This window comes from Prevotella denticola (genome assembly GCF_900454835.1).
In the GTDB taxonomy this organism is placed as follows: domain Bacteria; phylum Bacteroidota; class Bacteroidia; order Bacteroidales; family Bacteroidaceae; genus Prevotella; species Prevotella denticola.
Genome location: NZ_UGTM01000001.1, coordinates 1,619,121 through 1,636,910, shown reverse-complemented (window position 1 = coordinate 1,636,910; position 17,790 = coordinate 1,619,121). Strand labels below are relative to the sequence as shown.

Genomic DNA, 17,790 nt, shown 5'->3' with positions numbered 1-17,790 from the left:
ACAGCCATCGCCCACCAGCCAATCACCTTTTACTGTTCAAACTCTGACTTCAATACTCTCAGCACGTTGTCAACGGTCTCTTCCTCCAGGTCGGCCTTCTCGATCAGCATCTCACGCGGAGCATTGAGCACCTGGCGCGCCGTGTCGAGTCCGATGCCCTTGATGGCATCGATGACCCACTGGTCTATCTCGTCAGAGAACTCGTCCAGGTAGATGTCTTCTTCGGCGTTCTGCTCGTCCAGTTCACGGAAGACGTCGATGGTGTATCCCGTCAGCATACTTGCCAGCTTGATGTTCATGCCGCCGCGGCCGATGGCAAGACTGACCTCCTCCGGCTGCAGGTAGACCTCTGCCTTTTTGTTCTCTTCGTCGACGTTCAGACTGCTGACCTTTGCCGGAGACAGCGCACGCTGGATAAACAGCTTCGTATTGGCGGTCCAGTTGATGACGTCAAGGTTCTCGTTGCAAAGCTCGCGCACGATGCCGTGGACGCGGCTGCCGCGAACACCGACGCAGGCACCGACCGGATCGATGCGATCGTCGAAGCTCTCGACGGCAATCTTGGCACGCTCACCCGGCATACGGGCTATCTTGCGGATGGCTATCAGACCATCGCTGATTTCCGGCACTTCCGCCTCGAGCAGCCGCTCCAAGAACTCCGGTGCAGTGCGTGAGAGGATGATCTTCGGGTTGTTGTTCTCGTTGTCGACGCGCAGGATGACCGCACGTACCGTCTCGCCCTTGCGGTACTGGTCGCGCGGAATCTGTTCGTCTTTGGGCAGGATCAGCTCGTTGTTCTCGTCGTCGACGAGCAGCACCTCGCGTTTCCAGGTCTGGTAGACCTCGCCCGAGATGATCTGCCCGACACGGTCCTTGTATTTATTATATAAGGAGTCGTGCTCCAGTTCAAGTATCTTGGAAGCCAGTGTCTGGCGCAGGTTCAGGATGGCCCGGCGGCCGAACTTGTTGAAGTCGACCTCCTCGCTCACGTCCTCGCCTACTTCGTAGTCCGCCTCTATCTTGCGTGCATCTGTAAGGCTGATCTGCTTGTTCTCGTCCTCCACTTCACCATCGGCCACGACCACACGGTTGCGGTGTATCTCGAAGTCGCCCTTGTCTGGGTTCACAATCACGTCGAAGTTTTCGTCGCTGCCGAAAATCTTGGCGAGTACGTTGCGGAAGCTCTCCTCCAGTACGCTCACCAGGGTGGTACGATCGATACTCTTGGTGTCCTTGAACTCCTTGAAGGTCTCGATCATGTTCGGACGCTCTTCTTCTGTTTTTCTTGCTGCCATAGCTTTACTTGAAACTTATTATATATTTTGTGTATTTTACTTCATCCATCTTGTACGCATGGTCCACGTCCATCTTCACAGGACGCTTCTTGCCCTCTACGTGTACCTTCTCGTTGACAGCCACCACGAAGTCGTTGCCGTCGACGCTCTTCAATACGCCTTTTACTTTCTTTCCGTCCTTATCGAGTACCTCGACTTCCTTCCCGATGAAGTTCTGATACTGCTGCGGGACTTTGAAAGGCTGTCCCAGCCCGGCGGAGCCTACCTCCAGCTCGTAGTCCTCTTCATCCCGGGAGAGGCGGTCTTCGATGTACCTGCTCAGCTCCACGCAATCTTCAATCCATACGCCATCGGCATGGTCAATCTCCACGACGATTTTGTCGTCAGGACTGATTTGAATGTCGACCAGGAAGTACTCCTTGCCTTCCAGCCACTCGTCGACGAGGCTCTTTACAACGTTTTTGTCTACCATAAGTGTTTTAATATGAAAAATGAGGGACTGTTGAAAGCCCCTCATTCCTCTGAACGTGTGCAAAGTTACGAATATTTTCGCCACACACCAAATGTTTTACGGCTTTTTTATCAGCCGACAAACGATTTAGACAGATTTAGACGGACTCCGGCTGAGACGTTTCCTGTGTAAAGAGGGGCAATGTGGAAGTGTTTTTCTGATAAACAGAAAAAATTATCATCATGAAGAGAAATATTTCTTTACGTGAAAAGAAATTCTTTTTTACGTGAAGATTATTTCTTCTTTACGTGAAAATAATTCTACGGCAACACTGTCTTGAACAGCCATACGGCGGAAATGGCCGGAAAAGTGGGGGGGGGATCCTTTTCGCAAAAGGACTGATGATCAAGGGATCTTCACCTTGCCGTAACAAAAGACAACGTCTGCAAGGCTGCGGTCGTACGCTATGGAAATTCGGAAGGCGCAATGGAAAAATGGGGCTTACAGGCCCTGATGGACCTGTAAGCCCCATTCGACCGACAAGACTCCCCTTTATTTCGTCTTTGTTTTCGCCTTGGCGTCAACAACGGGTCCGGCTGCCGTCTCCGTCTTCACGGCTGTCCGACCGGCGGCTGGCTGCAGCAGCTTTCTGTATTCCGCCGGGTTCTGCAGAATCTCCACAGCCTTTTTCCACTGCTTGTCAAACTGCAGGCTGTTCTCCAGCGAACCGCGTTGGTAGTAATAGGCCGATACGAGGTCGCTTGTCAGCAGTTTCTTCAGCGTCTGCCTGTTGTAGTCGAGGTCTTTGGCAAGGTTGTGGCTCAGCTTCTTTTCCAATGCGTCAAACTCGGGTTTCGCATCTTCGTAATATCCCTCGAACTTGGCCAGCTTGACGAGGTTCTCCAGGTATTTCCGGCTTTCACGGTCGTACTTGAATCCGCTCTTCAGCACCGTCTGCTTGAAGTCCTCGTAGTCCGCATCAGAAAGCACGAATGTCTTTGCCGGCCCGATGGCAGGATGCTTCTTCAGGTATTGCAGTTCCCAGTTCCACATTACCTCCGTAGAGTCGCGCCCTGACGAAGCGAGGTAGAAAGCGATGTTCGGCAGCGAGTCGGGACGTACCTCTACATCGGGCTTGATGCCGCCTCCGTCGCGCACCTCGCGTCCGTCTGCCGTATGGAAGACGTGTGTCAGCGAGTCGGGGACGTGCTCGGTGTAGCCGCCGTTGGCGTGTTTGTAGTTGATGGCCTGTATGCACCGTCCGCTGGGAATGTAATACTTGCTGGTTGTCAGTTTGAGGGTGGCGTTGTACGGCAGGTCCATCGAAGCCTGTACGAGTCCCTTGCCGTAGGTGCGTGTGCCGAGGACGACGGCACGGTCGAGGTCCTGCAGGCTGCCGCTGGTAATCTCGCTGGCACTCGCCGTCTCGTCGTTTACCAGCACGACAATCGGCATCACCGTGTCAATCGGTTCCACGGTCGTCTTGTATTCTTTGTTCGCACGCTCCAGTTTGCCCACGGTCTTCACCAGCGTAAGTCCTTTCGGCACGAACATATTGACGATGTTGACAGCCTCCTGCAGACTGCCGCCGCCGTTGTTGCGCAGGTCGAAGACAAGTGAAGTCATCCCCTGCTTCTTCATGTCGAGGAAAGCGCGGCGCACATCCTTCGCACATCCTGCCGTGAAGGAATTGAGATTGAGGTATCCCACTCCGCCGTCCTGCACGCCGTAATAAGGTACGGCAGGGAGCTGGATGGTACGGCGGGTAATCCTGAACTTCATCTTCTTGTCGGTTGACGGGCGGCGTACCGTGAGGATGAAGGTCGTGCCCGCATCGCCCCGCAGACGGTTGCTGACGTATGAGACATCCTTGCCTGCCATCGACGAGTCGCCGATGGAAAGGATGATATCTCCCTTCTTCAGTCCCGCTTCCGCCGCAGGCATGTGCTCGTACGGTTCGTCGATGACGACGTTCTTCAGGGCGAAGTTGTAACGGATCAGCGCACCGATGCCGGCATATTTGCCCGAAATCATCAGGTCCAGGTCCTTTACTTTCTCCTCCGGATAATAGACCGTGTAGGGGTCGAGTGAGTGCAGCATGTAGTTGATGCCGTTGCCGACCACCTCGTCGGCATCCAGCGTGTCGACGTACATCATGTCAAGATACTTATAGATGGCCGAGAATGTCTCAAGGTTCTTTGCCACCTTGAAGTTGTGGTCTTTGTCTGCTTTGTTTTGTGCCGGTGCAGACCCTCCGAAAGTCAGAAGCCAGAGCCCGAAAGCCAGGAACAGTTTTCTCATTTGTATGTGTTCTGTTTGTTGTTTAATATGCTTTTTACGAGACAAAATTACATTATTATAGTGGAAAACGCATCTTTACAGGCATGAAAATAAAGAAAATTACGGTTTGATTGATTTTTTCACCAAAAACATTTGGTGGGTTCAGAGAAACATAGTACCTTTGCAACCGCTTACAAGAGACAAGCACAAATAACTGCTTCAGTAGCTCAGTTGGTTAGAGCACCTGACTGTTAATCAGGGGGTCGTTGGTTCAAGCCCATCCTGGAGCGCATGGAAAAGGAATTACGAGCGTAATTCCTTTTTGTTTTCTACTTCCCTGTTCCCGTAATGAATCAGAATCATGGGTCAGTCCTAAAACCCAGTTGCAAACCTACTTCTCTTAAGCACACAATTTCATAAGCCTATATAAAAAGAAAGGAATATCTGTGACTCCTCTGAACTGTGCCCTGAATGCCTTAACCTTGGCATTGAATGACTCAGCATTTGCATTTGTTGCTCTGTTTACAAAGAAATTGAGTATGGTTTGATAATGATTTTCAAACGTGTCAATCACCGTGTAGAAATTGTCCACTCCCAGCTCTTCAACCTCATTGAACCATTTAGCCAGCTTCAGTCTTGCAGCATCCTTGATGCTCTTGATGTTATAAATATCGGTAAGTTTCATAGCCAGATCATATGCCTTTTTCAGTGTAGGATAATGTTCAAAGATGATTTCCGCCCTGGCTTTCTGTGCTTCAGTCCACTTGGTCCTGTGCTTGGTCAATATGAACTTTGCCCTGGCGAGCAACTGCTTACGCGTGTCACCATTGCTGTATCTAAATGGTATATATTCCTTTCCCTCACTTTTAGCTTCTTTTATCTCCTCATTCTCTTTATCCCTTGCCATCCACCGGTAAGCGATACGCATGTCATCCAGAGCATCATAATACAGTTTCTGCACATGAAACCTGTCATTGGTAATGAGTGCTTTGGGAAAAACGGCACGGGCTATGCGCATCATCGAAGATGACAAATCAAGTGTTATCTCTTTGACAGTCTTTCGTTTGGACAGGTCTATCTTCTTGACAACCTGAATAACGTCCTCTGCCTTGGTCCCTTTAACCACAGCCACTAAAGTTCCATTTCTGCCCTTTCCCGCCTTGTTGGTCAGAAAAGTATAGACCTCGCCACTGCTTAGACAGGTCTCATCAATACTTAGACTCTCACCTATGTTATTTTCAAACAATAGCCAGTCTTGAGCATGATCCAACTGATCCCAGCTGCGGTAGTCACTGAAATGTTCCTTGTACTGTGTGGATAACTGCTTGCCATTTACGCCATAGTGCGCACCGATGCTTGCGATGCTCTCTGCAGTGGACTCAATTCTATTCTTTTAAAAAAGAAACGAACTCGGGGGATAGTTTACTGCCCTCAGCCGTCAAGTCATCATATGAATAAGTAAATATCTCTCCGTTGGAACTGTCACGCCACTTGCGTCGGCGAACATGGAGGTAGACGGCTTTGCCACGAAGAGGAAAGTCCTGAATTACACGCTCGCTGGTAAAACCATAACTGCTTACAGTGCCTAACTTATGGTCTGACTTTTCCATAAAGTTACGCTCGTCAAGCCAAAAGTCAAACTGGGAAACACCCTCTTGAATATCGACAACATCAAAGTAGTCGGCAAGTACATCTGGAAAGATGCAACGTAATAGTTGGTCACTCTTCATGATGCAAAGGTAATAAATACTTATGAAATTATGCGCTTAAGAGAAGTAGGTTTGCAACTGGGGTTTAGGACTGACCCAGAATCATTTCGTCGTATTATATAAAATAAGAAGAGACACTTTCTAACCTGATTAATTCATAAGGCGTTCTTCGCATGACTTTTCCTCTCAGATACTTTCTTACAGCGGATAAGCTTGCCCCCGACAGTCATAATACTGCTCCTTCAGCTATTAACATCATTAATGAGCCATGTTTCGCCATTCATTTTCAAAGCCTATTTTTATGTGTTTACAGCTTTTTACTATCCCATATTATATGGAAGATTCCAAATCATCCTACAAAAGTGTGTTTTTTAAAGTAACTTTGAAAGAAAACCTCAAAATGATTTGGATTCAATAATGTTTTTTCCTAATTTTACCGCTGGGAAAATGCAGTACCTGAAGCAGTAAGATGGCAATTAATCATTACAGCAATGAAAAACCAAGAACTTTTCCTGTTGAGGGATTGTCCTTAATGGAATCATCTGAGGCAAAGGGTGGAGTGTCTGGAATGGAAGCCTCTCGAACCGATTGTCCTAACAATGTTGCAGGATGCGGATGTCAAATTGCTATTGTGGATGGACAACAGGATGGGGCAACGTGCTTAACGGACATTCAATGGTAAATTACATTGATTCAATGTGTAAATAATTTATATTATGGTGGCAAGAATTTTCACAACGTTATGGTTTGCCTTTGTAGTCTCGTTGATAAGCAGCAACGCACAGAACAGGATATACGGTACGGTGACCGATTCGTCTGGCTGTCCATTAGCCGGCGTTGACTGCGTATTGGCCAGCTTATCTGACACGGCAGCCATTGCTCACACGTTGACGGATTCAAAAGGAACCTTCAGTTTGAATGTAGACGAAGACGGACAGTTCCTGTTGAAATTCTCTTGTTTAGGGTATCGGCCACAACAGCTAACGTGCAAGCGTGGCGATGTCGGAGTGGTCAAGCTGACAGAAAGCATACAGAACCTTTCAGAGGTCACTGTGTCGGCCCAAGGACTAAGAAGCTTCGGCAACGCAGACATCATCCTGTTAGACAGGCGTGCCAGACAGATGGGAAACAACGCTTTGGAGGCCATCAGTAGCCTGCCGCAATTCAGACTTTCAACAAACAGCGGTGAACTGCTGACGGCAGATGGTAAAATTGTCTTGGTGCTGATTGATGGAATCAGGAGGTCGGTACGTGAACTGATGCTGCTCAAAGCCGACGAAATAAAGACCCTGCACTACTATTCCAATCCGCCTGCAAGGTTTGCGCATGAGAAGATAGGTGCTGTATTAGATGTAGCGACTAAGCGCACCAACAAAAGGCACTATTCACTATATCTCGACACCAAAAACAGTATCACCACAGGATATGGTACCAACTTGATTTCCACCAGTTATAGCGATTCGCTCAACAAGGTGTCTGCGGCATATTTTCTGGACTACAGACATCTTAACCGGAACACCATGGAAAACCGTTATGTCTATCCGGATGTGACGAACGATTACAAGAGTCTGTCGGGTAAATACACTGGTACCTACCACATAGGACAATTATTCTATCAGCGTTTCCAAAACAGCAACCTTTTCAATATCACTTTAGAATATCGTAAGTTTCCGGCTACCCAGCAATACAGTCAACAGCTCTTGCGGACGGGTACATTGGAAGATGCCAACCACAGAAGGCTTCAAAGTGACTTTTCATCCATATCGGCCAACATCTACTTCGGACACACCTTCCGTAAAGGCAACAGTCTGTCGGTCAATGTGGTGAACACTTATTTCAAATCCAATTCGAACAATAATCTAACAAACACCTCGGGAACGGGAACGTTTACCAACGTCGTCGACAACAAGTCTTACTCGCTAATAGCAGAAGCACTTTATACTGACAAACTGTGGCAGGGAAATATACAGATAGGAGCCTACTATCAATACAAAAACCTGCGTCAGACAGACGGGGCATCCAATTTGTCGACAGTGAATACGCAAAAGGAATACCTATACGCCGACTACACCAATCAATGGGGGGCATTGTCCTACAACCTGGGAATCGGTGTGGAGAACAACCGATATAGAACTGCGACGAAGGCAATAGCCAACTACATCCTTATGCGGCCTTCTGTTTCTCTTAATTACCAGCTGCACAAACACAGTTCGCTACGCCTGACCTCGTCCATAGCATCTGCGGTTCCTAACGTCGGTCAGCTCACAGATAGTCGTACCGTCGTGGATGAACGATTCTATCTACAAGGCAACAGCAGTCTGAAGCCCTACCATTTCTACCGCACCGAACTTAGCTTCCAGTATGCGTCGGCCAATAATATCTGGTTTGTCAAACCTTCCGTCAGCCATGCCTACTATCCCAGCAAGAATATGACAGTTGTTTCCGCTGACGGTTCGGACTTCGTGAACCAGATTGTGGGCATCCGCCATGTCAACGAGTATGGCGCATCGCTTGTTCTGAGTTGCAGACCTTTCTCCTGGCTAACTTTGCAGCCTTACTATAACTATATGTTTTCCAAATACAATACGCCTAATCAGCGTGTCAACCACAATCTGAACAATGTCGGAATCTCTTGTCAGGTGGTGGCAGGCAAGTGGCAGTTCATTACCAACCACAATCTACCGATGACCACTGTTGAAGGTGATGTTTTTGAGAAGATTGGGTATAATGCGAACGCATCCCTTACATACAGAATCGGTGCTGTCACCGTGGGTGCCATGTTCATTTACAATCCCGATCCTTCCAAGATTTATGCAGATACTCCTTCATTCCATTTCGTAGAAAAGACCCGATGGGGTAATTTCAAAAATCTTGTGGCACTGACTTTCGTCTATTCTTTGTCAAAAGGCAATTCACGAAGGCATCTGGGTAAAAACATTAATAATAGAGACAACGACTCCGGTCTTACCAAATACAACACAGCAAAATAAATGTCCTTTTATTTTTATAGACAACATGACGCCATGCAGTGTGGGATTGCCTGCATGGCTATGGTCTGTAAGTATTATGGTAGAAAGTGTTCATTTGAAACTCTATCAAATACCTGTACTATAACCAATGAGGGTGTTTCAATGCAGGCTTTAAAACAATTGGCAGAAGCCTTAGGTTTTGATGTGCTATGTGGAAAAGCAAGCTTGTATCAAATAAAAGACATAAATTATCCTTGCTTACTCCATTGGAACCAAAATCATTTTGTTGTACTATACAAAGTTAAAAAGAACGGATTCTACATTGCAGACCCTGCAAAAGGGCATGTAAAATACGACCTCGAAGTATTTAAGAAGCATTGGGTCAGCACTCAATCGGACGGTGAGGAAAAGGGTATCGCTATGTTCTTAGAACCTACTCCTGCGTTTTATGAAAAGAAGATGGACGAAGAACCTAAAGAGGAACGCTCGTTTAAGTTCCTCTTTGGTTACATTAAGCAATATCGTAAGTATTTCGGTCAAATTGTTTTAGGCTTGCTCGTCGGCAGCCTGCTGCAGCTTATTCTGCCTTTCCTCACACAATCCATTGTGGATGTGGGTATTAAGAACCAGAATATCGGCTTTATATGGCTGATACTCCTTGGGCAGCTGATGCTTACCATTAGTCGAACTGCCATCGATTTTATCCGCCGCTGGCTGCTGCTGCACATCTCCATGCGAATCAACATCTCGCTGGTGAGCGATTTCTTCATCAAGCTTTTAAAGTTGCCCATGTCGTTCTTCGACACCAAGCTGATGGGCGACCTCATGCAGCGTATGGGCGACCACAACCGTGTAAACTCGTTTCTGACACAGCAAACACTCAGTATTGTGTTCTCGCTCTTTACCTTTGTGGTGTTCAGCATTGTATTGTTATCCTATAACTGGCTTGTCTTCGCCATTTTCATGCTCGGCAGCCTGCTCTATGGCGGTTGGCTTGCGCTCTTCCTAAGGCGCAGAAAGGTTCTCGACTACGAACTCTTTGAGCAGCAAGCCATCAACAACAATAAAACCTACGAATTTATTACCTCTATGCAGGAGATAAAACTGCAAGACTGTGAACAGCGCAGACGCTGGGAATGGGAGGACGTGCAGGCCGATTTATTCAACGTACAGATGAAATCGCTAAAGCTCCAACAAACGCAGGAGGCGGGCAGTATATTCATCAACGAACTGAAGAATATTGTCATCACCGTGGTGGCAGCAACTGCCGTTATTCACGGACAACTCACACTGGGTATGATGCTCGCCGTGCAGTACATCATCGGACAGCTCAACTCACCAGTGGAACAGCTGATGGGTTTCTTCTATTCGGTGCAGGACGTGAAGATAAGCCTGGAACGCATCAACGAGATCCATCGCATGGATGATGAGAACGGAAAACAGGGATTGGAAACTTCAGTAAAAGAAGAAGGCAGGGGTATAGACCTGGAAAACGTAAACTTCAAATACGACCCGCATGCACTGAAAACTATCATAGATAATGTAAGCCTCAATATCCCCAAAGGCGAGGTAACAGCCATCGTAGGTGCGTCGGGTAGCGGTAAAACAACGCTCATCAAGCTCATGCTTGGCTATTATCCCGTGCTGGGTGGACAAATTAATATAGGTGGAACGGATGTCAACACGCTCAACAAGAAATGGTGGCGCAGGCAGTGCGGCGTGGTAATGCAGGACGGTGTGATCTTCTCCGAGTCGATAGCCCGCAATATAGCCGTAGATGATAACGAGATAGACAGGCAGCGGTTGCAGACGGCTGCAGAGATAGCCTGCATCCACGATTATGTAATGGGTCTTCCCTTGAAGTACAACACCAAGATAGGGCGCGACGGCGTGGGCCTGAGCCAGGGACAGAAACAGCGCATCCTCATAGCGAGGGCCGTGTACAAGAATCCCGACTACATCTTCCTCGACGAAGCCACCAACTCACTTGATGCCAACAACGAGCGCATGATCGTGGAGCATCTGGATGCGTTCTACAAAGGGAAGACGGTAGTCATCGTAGCCCACCGGCTGAGTACGGTGAAGAATGCCGGACAGATAGTGGTACTGGACAAGGGCAGGGTGGTTGAGACAGGCAGTCACGAAGCACTCACACGGAAGCGCGGCGCATACTACAATCTCGTGAAGAATCAGTTGGAATTAGGAAACTAACAGCAGAAGGGACAGATTATGGCAGACGACAAGATAGAACTCCGCAGCGAGAAGGTAAGGCGCATCATCGACGAGAAGCCCTCATGGATTGTCCGCTACGGCATCACGGTAATCACCGTTGTGACATTGGGACTGCTGGCCGGAGCATACCTTTATTTCCTGTCCTGAAACCGTCAGGGTTGTCCGGCATATATTTGCGGTGCAAGTCAGTCATCAGCATCTTGCTATTATATGATAGCGACAGGATTGGACGGGCCTTCCCTGCAGACGTGCTGAGGCCCATCACATATTGTGTTGTCGGCAGACACCGGTCGTGTTGACGGCCCGAACCTCACGACCTATTACCGGGATGGGAGCGGACTGTAGCCGGAGAAGAGCTGTGCCGGCAGTACTTATCTGATCAGGGAGGCTTGTTTTTCCGAACGCAATGCGGAACTGTCTGTTAACGGAGGAATCTGAAAAAGGGTGCATACCCTCCATCTTCAAGGAGGCGTATGCACCCGTATTACGATATGTCAGTTTGAAATTCAGTTCTTACTTTGAACGCCAGAGGCCGTGAAGATTGCAGTATTCACGTGCATAGACTTCTGTAGCATCGGTCTTGAACTCGGCTACCGGACGGTCTGTCGGATCCAGATACTTGCGGAGTACCTCGTTGTTATTGGTGATCAACTCAATCCAGAGGATGGAATGGGCTTCTGTCATGGGGTGTTCCACCTCGCCGACCGTCACACGGTAGCCGCCTTCGATCTTCTCAACGACCGGCACGTGTTTCTCGGTGGCGGCATCGGTTGTGTTTTCTTTCAGCAGTTGCATATTGCCGGATCCACATTCACCACCAACAAGAACCTCTACGATGTTGCCACTCTCTGCGCACTTATATAATTCGTTTCTTTTTGCCATAATAAATTATTTCTTAATGTTTCGGGTGCAAAGATAAAGCGTTTTCCTGAAAGAAACAAGCCTTTAACTTGAAATCATTACAGTTTTTACATAGTTTAAGAATTGATGGGGTTCCTTGCTGGTTTTGCAGGGATGGCAGGTCCAAGAAAAGTCTGGCGGGAGCGGACTGTTTTTTCCTGGAATATGAAATCGCCTTTAGTTTAAAATTTGTACCTTTGTCACCAGATATGAACAGACTGATACTTTTCACATTTGCTGTGTTGCTGTTTTTCACGGTGGGGGCAGCTGCGCAGGACCATATCAATCCCGAGGACCGGACGGTGGATATGGATTCTCCCACGTTCGTGCCCATGGTACATATCGGCAAGGCGAAAGTGGGGACAGACAGTATTCAGTATGTGCGGACGAGCAATGTCTATGTTTTCCCCCCGTTGGAGTTCAAGAACAAATCGCAGGAGATGGCTTATTACAGGCTTGTCTACAACATCAAGAAAGTGCTGCCGATAGCCAAGGAGTGCCATCAGATCATCCTTGAGACCGGAGCTTATCTTGAGACCATCCCGTCGAAAAAGGAACGGTCGGAGCACATGAAACGTGTGGAGAAGGAGATATGGAACACCTATAAACCCCGTATGAAGAAGCTGAGCTTCTCGCAGGGAAAGCTCCTCATCAAACTTGTCGACCGCGAATGCAACTCTACTTCCTACGAACTTGTCCAGGCTTTCCTCGGTCCGGTCCGTGCCGGTTTCTACCAGGCTTTCGCCTGGGCTTTCGGCAGCAGTCTGAAGAAGCGGTACGACCCCAAGGGTGCTGACAGACTGGTGGAACGCATCGTCCTGCAGGTCGAGGCCGGACAGCTGTGACAATTCTGGTCTACATCTTATAGAATGAAATCATCCTTATGAAACGAACATTCCTTTTGCTATCGCTCGCCTGCTGTCTGCAAACCGTCCTGGCGCAGGGCGTGAAGCCCGCACACGTGTCCGTCTATCCGGTCCCGTCCAATATCCATGAAGTCATTTCAGTTATCAGCGAGAAGCTGCTGCCGGTTCAGGGAAAGATAACGGAGATACCGCTCATGAAGCTCCTTACACATGAACTGTATATTCCCGGTTCCGATCCGGCAGATTCGGCGCAGCCCACCTGTCCGCCGTCTCCGTCGGATGATGAGGAAAGTGATGCGGAAGATGCGGCTTCCAGGGAGGATGACATGGATTCCGTTGTCGTGGACTCCGCTGTCTGCGGCATAGCGGAGGACAAAGATGCTTCTACGGTTTTCATCGTCAACAGAACCGACTCGGCGAAGGTGGAAGCCCTGCTGGCACTTGCCCGTGAGAAAGGGTTCTATGACGCTTCTCGCTACCGGTACTTCTTCCAGCTGGACGGCCTCAGCAATACACAGCTGTATCTTTATATAGCTGATATGAAAAGCCCCTATGCCATCCCCTCTGTCCAGTATACAGATGTCTGGTCGGAGGATGCCCGGAAAAACTGTGACAACAATCCCTGGCTGTTCTCTCTGAGTATGACCTGTGAGTCAAGTGATGCCTTCGCTCTGCTCAGCCACCGTAGAATAAGCGACGTGGCAGCTATCTTCGTGGACAATGAGCCTGTTGGCATCCCGCGTCCCATCCCCGTAGAACATTATGACGGAAGCCTGCTGCTTGTCTGCAATCCGGCGGATGCGAAGCGCAGCCGCCTTTACGACCGTCTGAAGGCAGGTGTCACCCACGTGCCGGAACCCGCTCCCCTGTTCCGTCCGCAGTATGTTGTCGGCGACACGCTCATCTATCGGGTCACATGGCCGAAATCGTATGAAGGAAACAGTCCTGACCATACGTTCCGGCTTGTGCCGCTGTTGTCAACTGACAGTCTCTGCCGTCTGGAGTTTATTGCCGATACCGTTTTCTCTTCCAGCGAGGAAGACCTGGAGTTCCATGGATTCAGGATTCCGATAGGGGAATACCGTAAGCTGTTGCGCCGCAACCACTTCGTCATCGTGTATAAACCGGCATCGAACGATACGGACATAGAACTGAAGGACAAGGGACGGTTCGGAAAAGAGCTGATGGAAGTGTTGATGCGCCAGGCCCCGGCATGGAAGAAAGCACATCAGAGAAAGTCGGGCGATACCGCAGAAGAGGTGGCCATGGTGATGACCTTCTATATCGTCAATGGGGTTAATCTATGGGATTTCTATCCTTCCATGCCTGAACTGCAGATGATGACCACCTTCAACAACCGCTTTTCAGCAAGGCAGACATCAGGAGAATACTATTTCGACAGATTTGAAGGCGTGGTGAATTACCATATTGCACACACCGGACAGGGAACCGTGATTTCCCTTCGGTCGGAGAAAGACAGGTATTGTCCGACGAAGGATTCCATGGATGTCTATGTTGATACAAAGGGACTTATAGAAAAGATAGTGTATCACAGCCTCATGGAAGACATGGACGGCGGATATACGATAGAACGGACAAGATGAAGAAAAACGCCGGTACTCTCTGCGAGCACCGGCGTTATCAGTATGTTTAACTAAATAATCTTTTCTCAATGAAAGGGAACCTCACGGCCTCCTTTGTCATCCTGGATCAATCGTTAAACTTTTACCTTAATAAAATAACTAAAAACCTAAATCTATTACTACTAACCTAAACAATCTATTAACCTTTTGACGATGCAAAGGTAGGAGGATTTCTGCTTCTCTGCAACTTTTTACCTGTAATTTCCTCGAATATTACGTCTTTCTTGACGCAAATCAACCTGCTGTGTCCGCAAACAACTAATATTTTGTTACTTTTCTTGTCTGTTTATCGCTTTTCTTGTAACTTTGCTGCAAATGATACGCCAATGAGAATACTGATAGTAAATACCAGTGAGAAGACAGGCGGGGCGGCTGTTGCCGCCAACCGGCTCAAGGATGCGCTGAACAACAACGGCGTGAAGGCGAAGATGCTGGTGCGTGACAAGCTGACGGACGACATCACCGTGGTCAGTCTCGGCCACGAGTGGCAGAACCAGCGGCACCTCCTCTGGGAACGGTTCTGCGTGTTCTGGCACCTGCATTTCTCCCGCAACCACCTTTTTGAGATAGACATCGCCAACGCCGGCAGCGACATCACGAAGCTGCGCGAGTTCAAGGAGGCCGACATTATACATCTCTCCTGGATCAACCAGGGCATGCTCTCTCTGAAGAACATCCGCAAAATCCTGTGCTCGGGAAAGCCGGTCGTGTGGACGATGCACGACCTCTGGCCGGCTGCCGGCATCTGCCATTATGCCCATGGCTGCTGCCGCTACGAGAACGGATGCGGAAACTGTCCGCTGCTGCCCGGCGGCGGCAGTCCGCACGACCTGTCGGCAAAGGTGTGGAAACGCAAGAAGGAAATGCTCAGCCACGGCAATATCTGGTTCGTCACCTGCAGCCAGTGGCTCTCCCGGCAGGCAAAGCGGAGCGGACTCCTGCGCGGCATCAGCGTCAGAGACATCCCCAATCCCATCGACAGCCGTTTCTTCTCGCCGCAGGACAGGCAGTCGGCCCGGAAGCGGCTGCACCTCCCCGACGACAGACGCCTCGTGCTCTTCGTCTCACAGCGTGTGACGGACCAGCGCAAGGGGATGGACTATTTCGTGGAGGCAGTAGCCCGGATGGCGGAAGAGCATCCGGAAATGAAGGAGCATACCGGCATCGCCATCCTCGGCGGACACGCCGAGGAACTGGAGGGGAGACTGGCACTGCCGGTCTATCCCATCGGTTACGTGAGCGACCAGCAGCGGATACGCGACGTCTACAATGCCGCCGATGTCTTCGTGCTGCCCTCGCTCGAGGACAATCTTCCCAACACCATCATGGAGGCCATGGCGTGCGGCGTACCGTGTGTGGGATTCCGTGTTGGAGGCATACCCGAGATGATTGATCACCGCCGGAACGGCTATGTGGCGGCGGAACGCGATGCCCGGGACCTGGCAGAGGGCATCCGCTGGGTGCTGGATGAGGCCGACTATGCGGCTCTCTCCGAAGCGGCCGTGGCGAAGGTGCTGCACAGCTATTCGCAGCGGAGCGTTGCCATGCAGTATCTTGAAGTATATAACGAGGCGATGGCCTATAAGAATTTCTGTCTATGATTGCATTCTCAGTCGTCACGATAACCTACAATGCGGCCCAGGTACTGCAGCCGACGCTCGACAGCGTGCTTATGCAGGATTATCCTCATGTGGAACATCTCATTATCGACGGCGCGTCGACGGACAATACCGTGGCCATTGCAGAAGCCTACCGGAAACAGTCCGGAGAGGCGGAGAACGGACACACGGTGCGCATCCAGAGCGAGCCGGACAACGGTCTCTACGATGCAATGAACAAAGGTCTGCAGCTGGCGACAGGCGATTATGTCGTCTTCCTGAATGCCGGCGACCGCTTTCCGGCTGCCGACACGCTCGACCGTGTGGTGCTGGCCGCCGTGGTGGGCGACGGCGAGGAGCGTCCTGCCGTACTCTTCGGCGATACCGACATCATCGACGGGAAAGGCAACTTCCTCTGCCACCGCCGCCTCACTCCGCCTGCACGGCTCACCTGGCGTTCCTTCCGCTACGGCATGCTGGTATGCCACCAGGCATTCTATGCCCGGACGGACATCGCACGTTCGCTGCCGTATGATACCGTCTACCGCTATTCGGCGGACGTAGACTGGTGCATACGGGTCATGAAGGAAGGAGAGCGGAGGGGACTCCTGCTGCGCAATATCCATGCCGTCGTGGCGGATTACGTGCAGGAAGGACAGACGACCCTCCATCACAAAGAGTCGCTCCGGGAGCGTTTCGACGTGATGCGCCGGCACTACGGACTTCTCCAGACCGTGCTGCTGCACGCATGGTTTGCCGTGCGGAGCCTTGTCAGATAGGCCGGAACGGGGCCGCTGTGGCAGGAATGTTCTGGAACGGAGAACCTGTCTGGCAGAGGCAGACGTGACTTAAATCCCCTTAATACGTCCTATTGATTGTTAAGGCCGGCAATATCCTTAGGCAGTCGGACGTTCTTAACCCATATAACAGAACAAACGACAATGAAAAGTATCAGAATCAAAGCATTGATAGCCCTGTCACTGATGTGCCTGTCAGCTTCGGCACAGACAGAGTACAGCGGCATTGCCGGAGCATCCCCCCGGCTGGTCAGGGCACACAAGAAGGAAATGCAGAAGGAGGCAAGGCGCAACGCCAGGGCGAATGACGCGGCAGAGATGCCGACGGCACGTCCGTCTTCCGGGCGTAGCGCGAAGACCGGCGGCACGTCACGGCAGACTGCCCGCACGGACTCCGGAGAGATGGAAGTAAGGCAGGGAATCAAGTCTGTTTCACATGGTGTGGGGCAGGTCGTGAAGCGTGAAGCCAGGACGGTGGGCGAGATAACCCGCAAGATAGGAGAAGGCGGGAAAAAGTTCTTCAGGAAACTCGGAAAAGGTATTTCCGACTCCTTCAAACCTGACAGCACAGACCGTAACTGACATTCTTCCAGGCCATAACCTTAGGCTCGTCCCGCCACGGTGAAGTATTCCTTTCATCGTGGCGGGACGTTTTGTTTTCTTCGGTCCGCATACAGCCAAAACATTAAGCTGCAGACCGCTCATTCCCGACCGCTTGGGAACAGCAGTCCCGGCCGTCGGGAACGGTATTCCCAAGGTCTGGGAACGACATTCCCAAGCGGTTGGGAATATTCTCAATCGGTTTTTTCAGCTGTCTTTTCCGGTCTTGTCTCCCGTCTGTCGGGACGAAAGTCTCCTGTCATTCTGTAAGGATGCGGGAGCTGTTATAGATGTTTTCAATGGGCTTATCTGTCAAATTGTAAAATTGTGTATTACTTACAATATTGCTTGTGGAAAGCCGCTTTTGCTTATGGTTATTTTGTTTTCTGACCATCACAATGACAGATTTTACCGCCGAAATCTTAATTAATGTGAAAAAATAAAACTTAT

The 17,790-nt window shown here is 49.9% G+C and carries 13 protein-coding genes, 1 tRNA gene and 1 pseudogene; 9 read left to right on the top strand and 6 right to left on the bottom strand.

The window, feature by feature from the left end:
• Window positions 1-29: 29 nt before the first annotated feature.
• From nusA to DYH27_RS06990, 3 genes are all read right to left on the bottom strand, one after another.
• Window positions 30-1,295 carry a transcription termination factor NusA gene (nusA, locus tag DYH27_RS07000; RefSeq protein ID WP_004353260.1) on the bottom strand — a complete coding sequence of 422 codons (1,266 nt, stop codon included), beginning with the start codon at window positions 1,293-1,295 and terminating at the stop codon, window positions 30-32.
• Between the two features lie 4 nt (window positions 1,296-1,299).
• Window positions 1,300-1,767 (bottom strand): ribosome assembly cofactor RimP, encoded by a 468-nt coding sequence (rimP, locus tag DYH27_RS06995; protein WP_013670917.1) that lies wholly within the window; start codon window positions 1,765-1,767, stop codon window positions 1,300-1,302.
• 531 nt (window positions 1,768-2,298) lie between these two features.
• Complete coding sequence (locus tag DYH27_RS06990) at window positions 2,299-4,047, bottom strand: S41 family peptidase (protein WP_025067166.1); 1,749 nt, start codon at window positions 4,045-4,047, stop codon at window positions 2,299-2,301.
• A 195-nt stretch (window positions 4,048-4,242) separates the two neighbouring features.
• On the opposite strand from DYH27_RS06990, the gene DYH27_RS06985 reads away from it, so the two are divergent.
• Window positions 4,243-4,316, top strand: a tRNA-Asn gene (locus tag DYH27_RS06985).
• Between the two features lie 110 nt (window positions 4,317-4,426).
• Here DYH27_RS06985 and DYH27_RS06980 read toward each other — a convergent pair.
• A complete protein-coding gene (locus tag DYH27_RS06980) occupies window positions 4,427-5,410 on the bottom strand; it encodes an ISAon1 family transposase (protein ID WP_455430468.1) in 984 nt (327 codons plus the stop codon).
• Window position 5,411: 1 nt separating this feature from the next.
• Window positions 5,412-5,756 carry an ISAon1 family transposase N-terminal region protein gene (locus DYH27_RS06970; RefSeq protein ID WP_025068505.1) on the bottom strand — a complete coding sequence of 115 codons (345 nt, stop codon included), beginning with the start codon at window positions 5,754-5,756 and terminating at the stop codon, window positions 5,412-5,414.
• Between the two features lie 695 nt (window positions 5,757-6,451).
• Here DYH27_RS06970 and DYH27_RS06960 point away from each other — a divergent pair.
• The 3 genes and pseudogenes from DYH27_RS06960 to DYH27_RS13395 all read left to right on the top strand — a co-directional run.
• Entirely contained in the window at window positions 6,452-8,725 is a 2,274-nt protein-coding gene (locus tag DYH27_RS06960) for a TonB-dependent receptor (protein WP_025068344.1), read from the top strand.
• Window positions 8,726-10,915 carry a peptidase domain-containing ABC transporter gene (locus tag DYH27_RS06955; RefSeq protein WP_029216596.1) on the top strand — a complete coding sequence of 730 codons (2,190 nt, stop codon included), beginning with the start codon at window positions 8,726-8,728 and terminating at the stop codon, window positions 10,913-10,915.
• A gap of 18 nt (window positions 10,916-10,933) precedes the next feature.
• Window positions 10,934-11,090, top strand: a pseudogene (locus tag DYH27_RS13395) (HlyD family secretion protein); the annotation flags it as partial.
• Between the two features lie 359 nt (window positions 11,091-11,449).
• Here DYH27_RS13395 and DYH27_RS06945 read toward each other — a convergent pair.
• Entirely contained in the window at window positions 11,450-11,818 is a 369-nt protein-coding gene (locus DYH27_RS06945; protein WP_013670924.1) for a desulfoferrodoxin, read from the bottom strand.
• A 227-nt stretch (window positions 11,819-12,045) separates the two neighbouring features.
• Here DYH27_RS06945 and DYH27_RS06940 point away from each other — a divergent pair, with 227 nt between their 5' ends.
• The 5 genes from DYH27_RS06940 (at window position 12,046) to DYH27_RS06920 (ending at window position 17,322) form a co-directional block, all read left to right on the top strand.
• Window positions 12,046-12,681, top strand: coding sequence for a DUF4294 domain-containing protein (locus DYH27_RS06940; protein ID WP_013670925.1), 636 nt, complete (start codon window positions 12,046-12,048; stop codon window positions 12,679-12,681).
• A 38-nt stretch (window positions 12,682-12,719) separates the two neighbouring features.
• On the top strand, window positions 12,720-14,306 hold the full coding sequence (locus DYH27_RS06935; protein ID WP_029216595.1) for a hypothetical protein: 1,587 nt from the start codon (window positions 12,720-12,722) through the stop codon (window positions 14,304-14,306).
• Between the two features lie 365 nt (window positions 14,307-14,671).
• Window positions 14,672-15,946, top strand: coding sequence for a glycosyltransferase family 4 protein (locus tag DYH27_RS06930; RefSeq protein ID WP_025068345.1), 1,275 nt, complete (start codon window positions 14,672-14,674; stop codon window positions 15,944-15,946).
• Window positions 15,943-16,722 (top strand): glycosyltransferase family 2 protein, encoded by a 780-nt coding sequence (locus DYH27_RS06925; protein WP_025068346.1) that lies wholly within the window; start codon window positions 15,943-15,945, stop codon window positions 16,720-16,722. The genes DYH27_RS06930 and DYH27_RS06925 overlap by 4 nt, the downstream gene beginning before the upstream one ends.
• A gap of 162 nt (window positions 16,723-16,884) precedes the next feature.
• The gene (locus DYH27_RS06920; RefSeq protein WP_013670929.1) at window positions 16,885-17,322 is read left to right on the top strand and encodes a hypothetical protein; all 438 of its coding nucleotides are present in this window, start codon (window positions 16,885-16,887) and stop codon (window positions 17,320-17,322) included.
• Window positions 17,323-17,790: the final 468 nt, after the last annotated feature.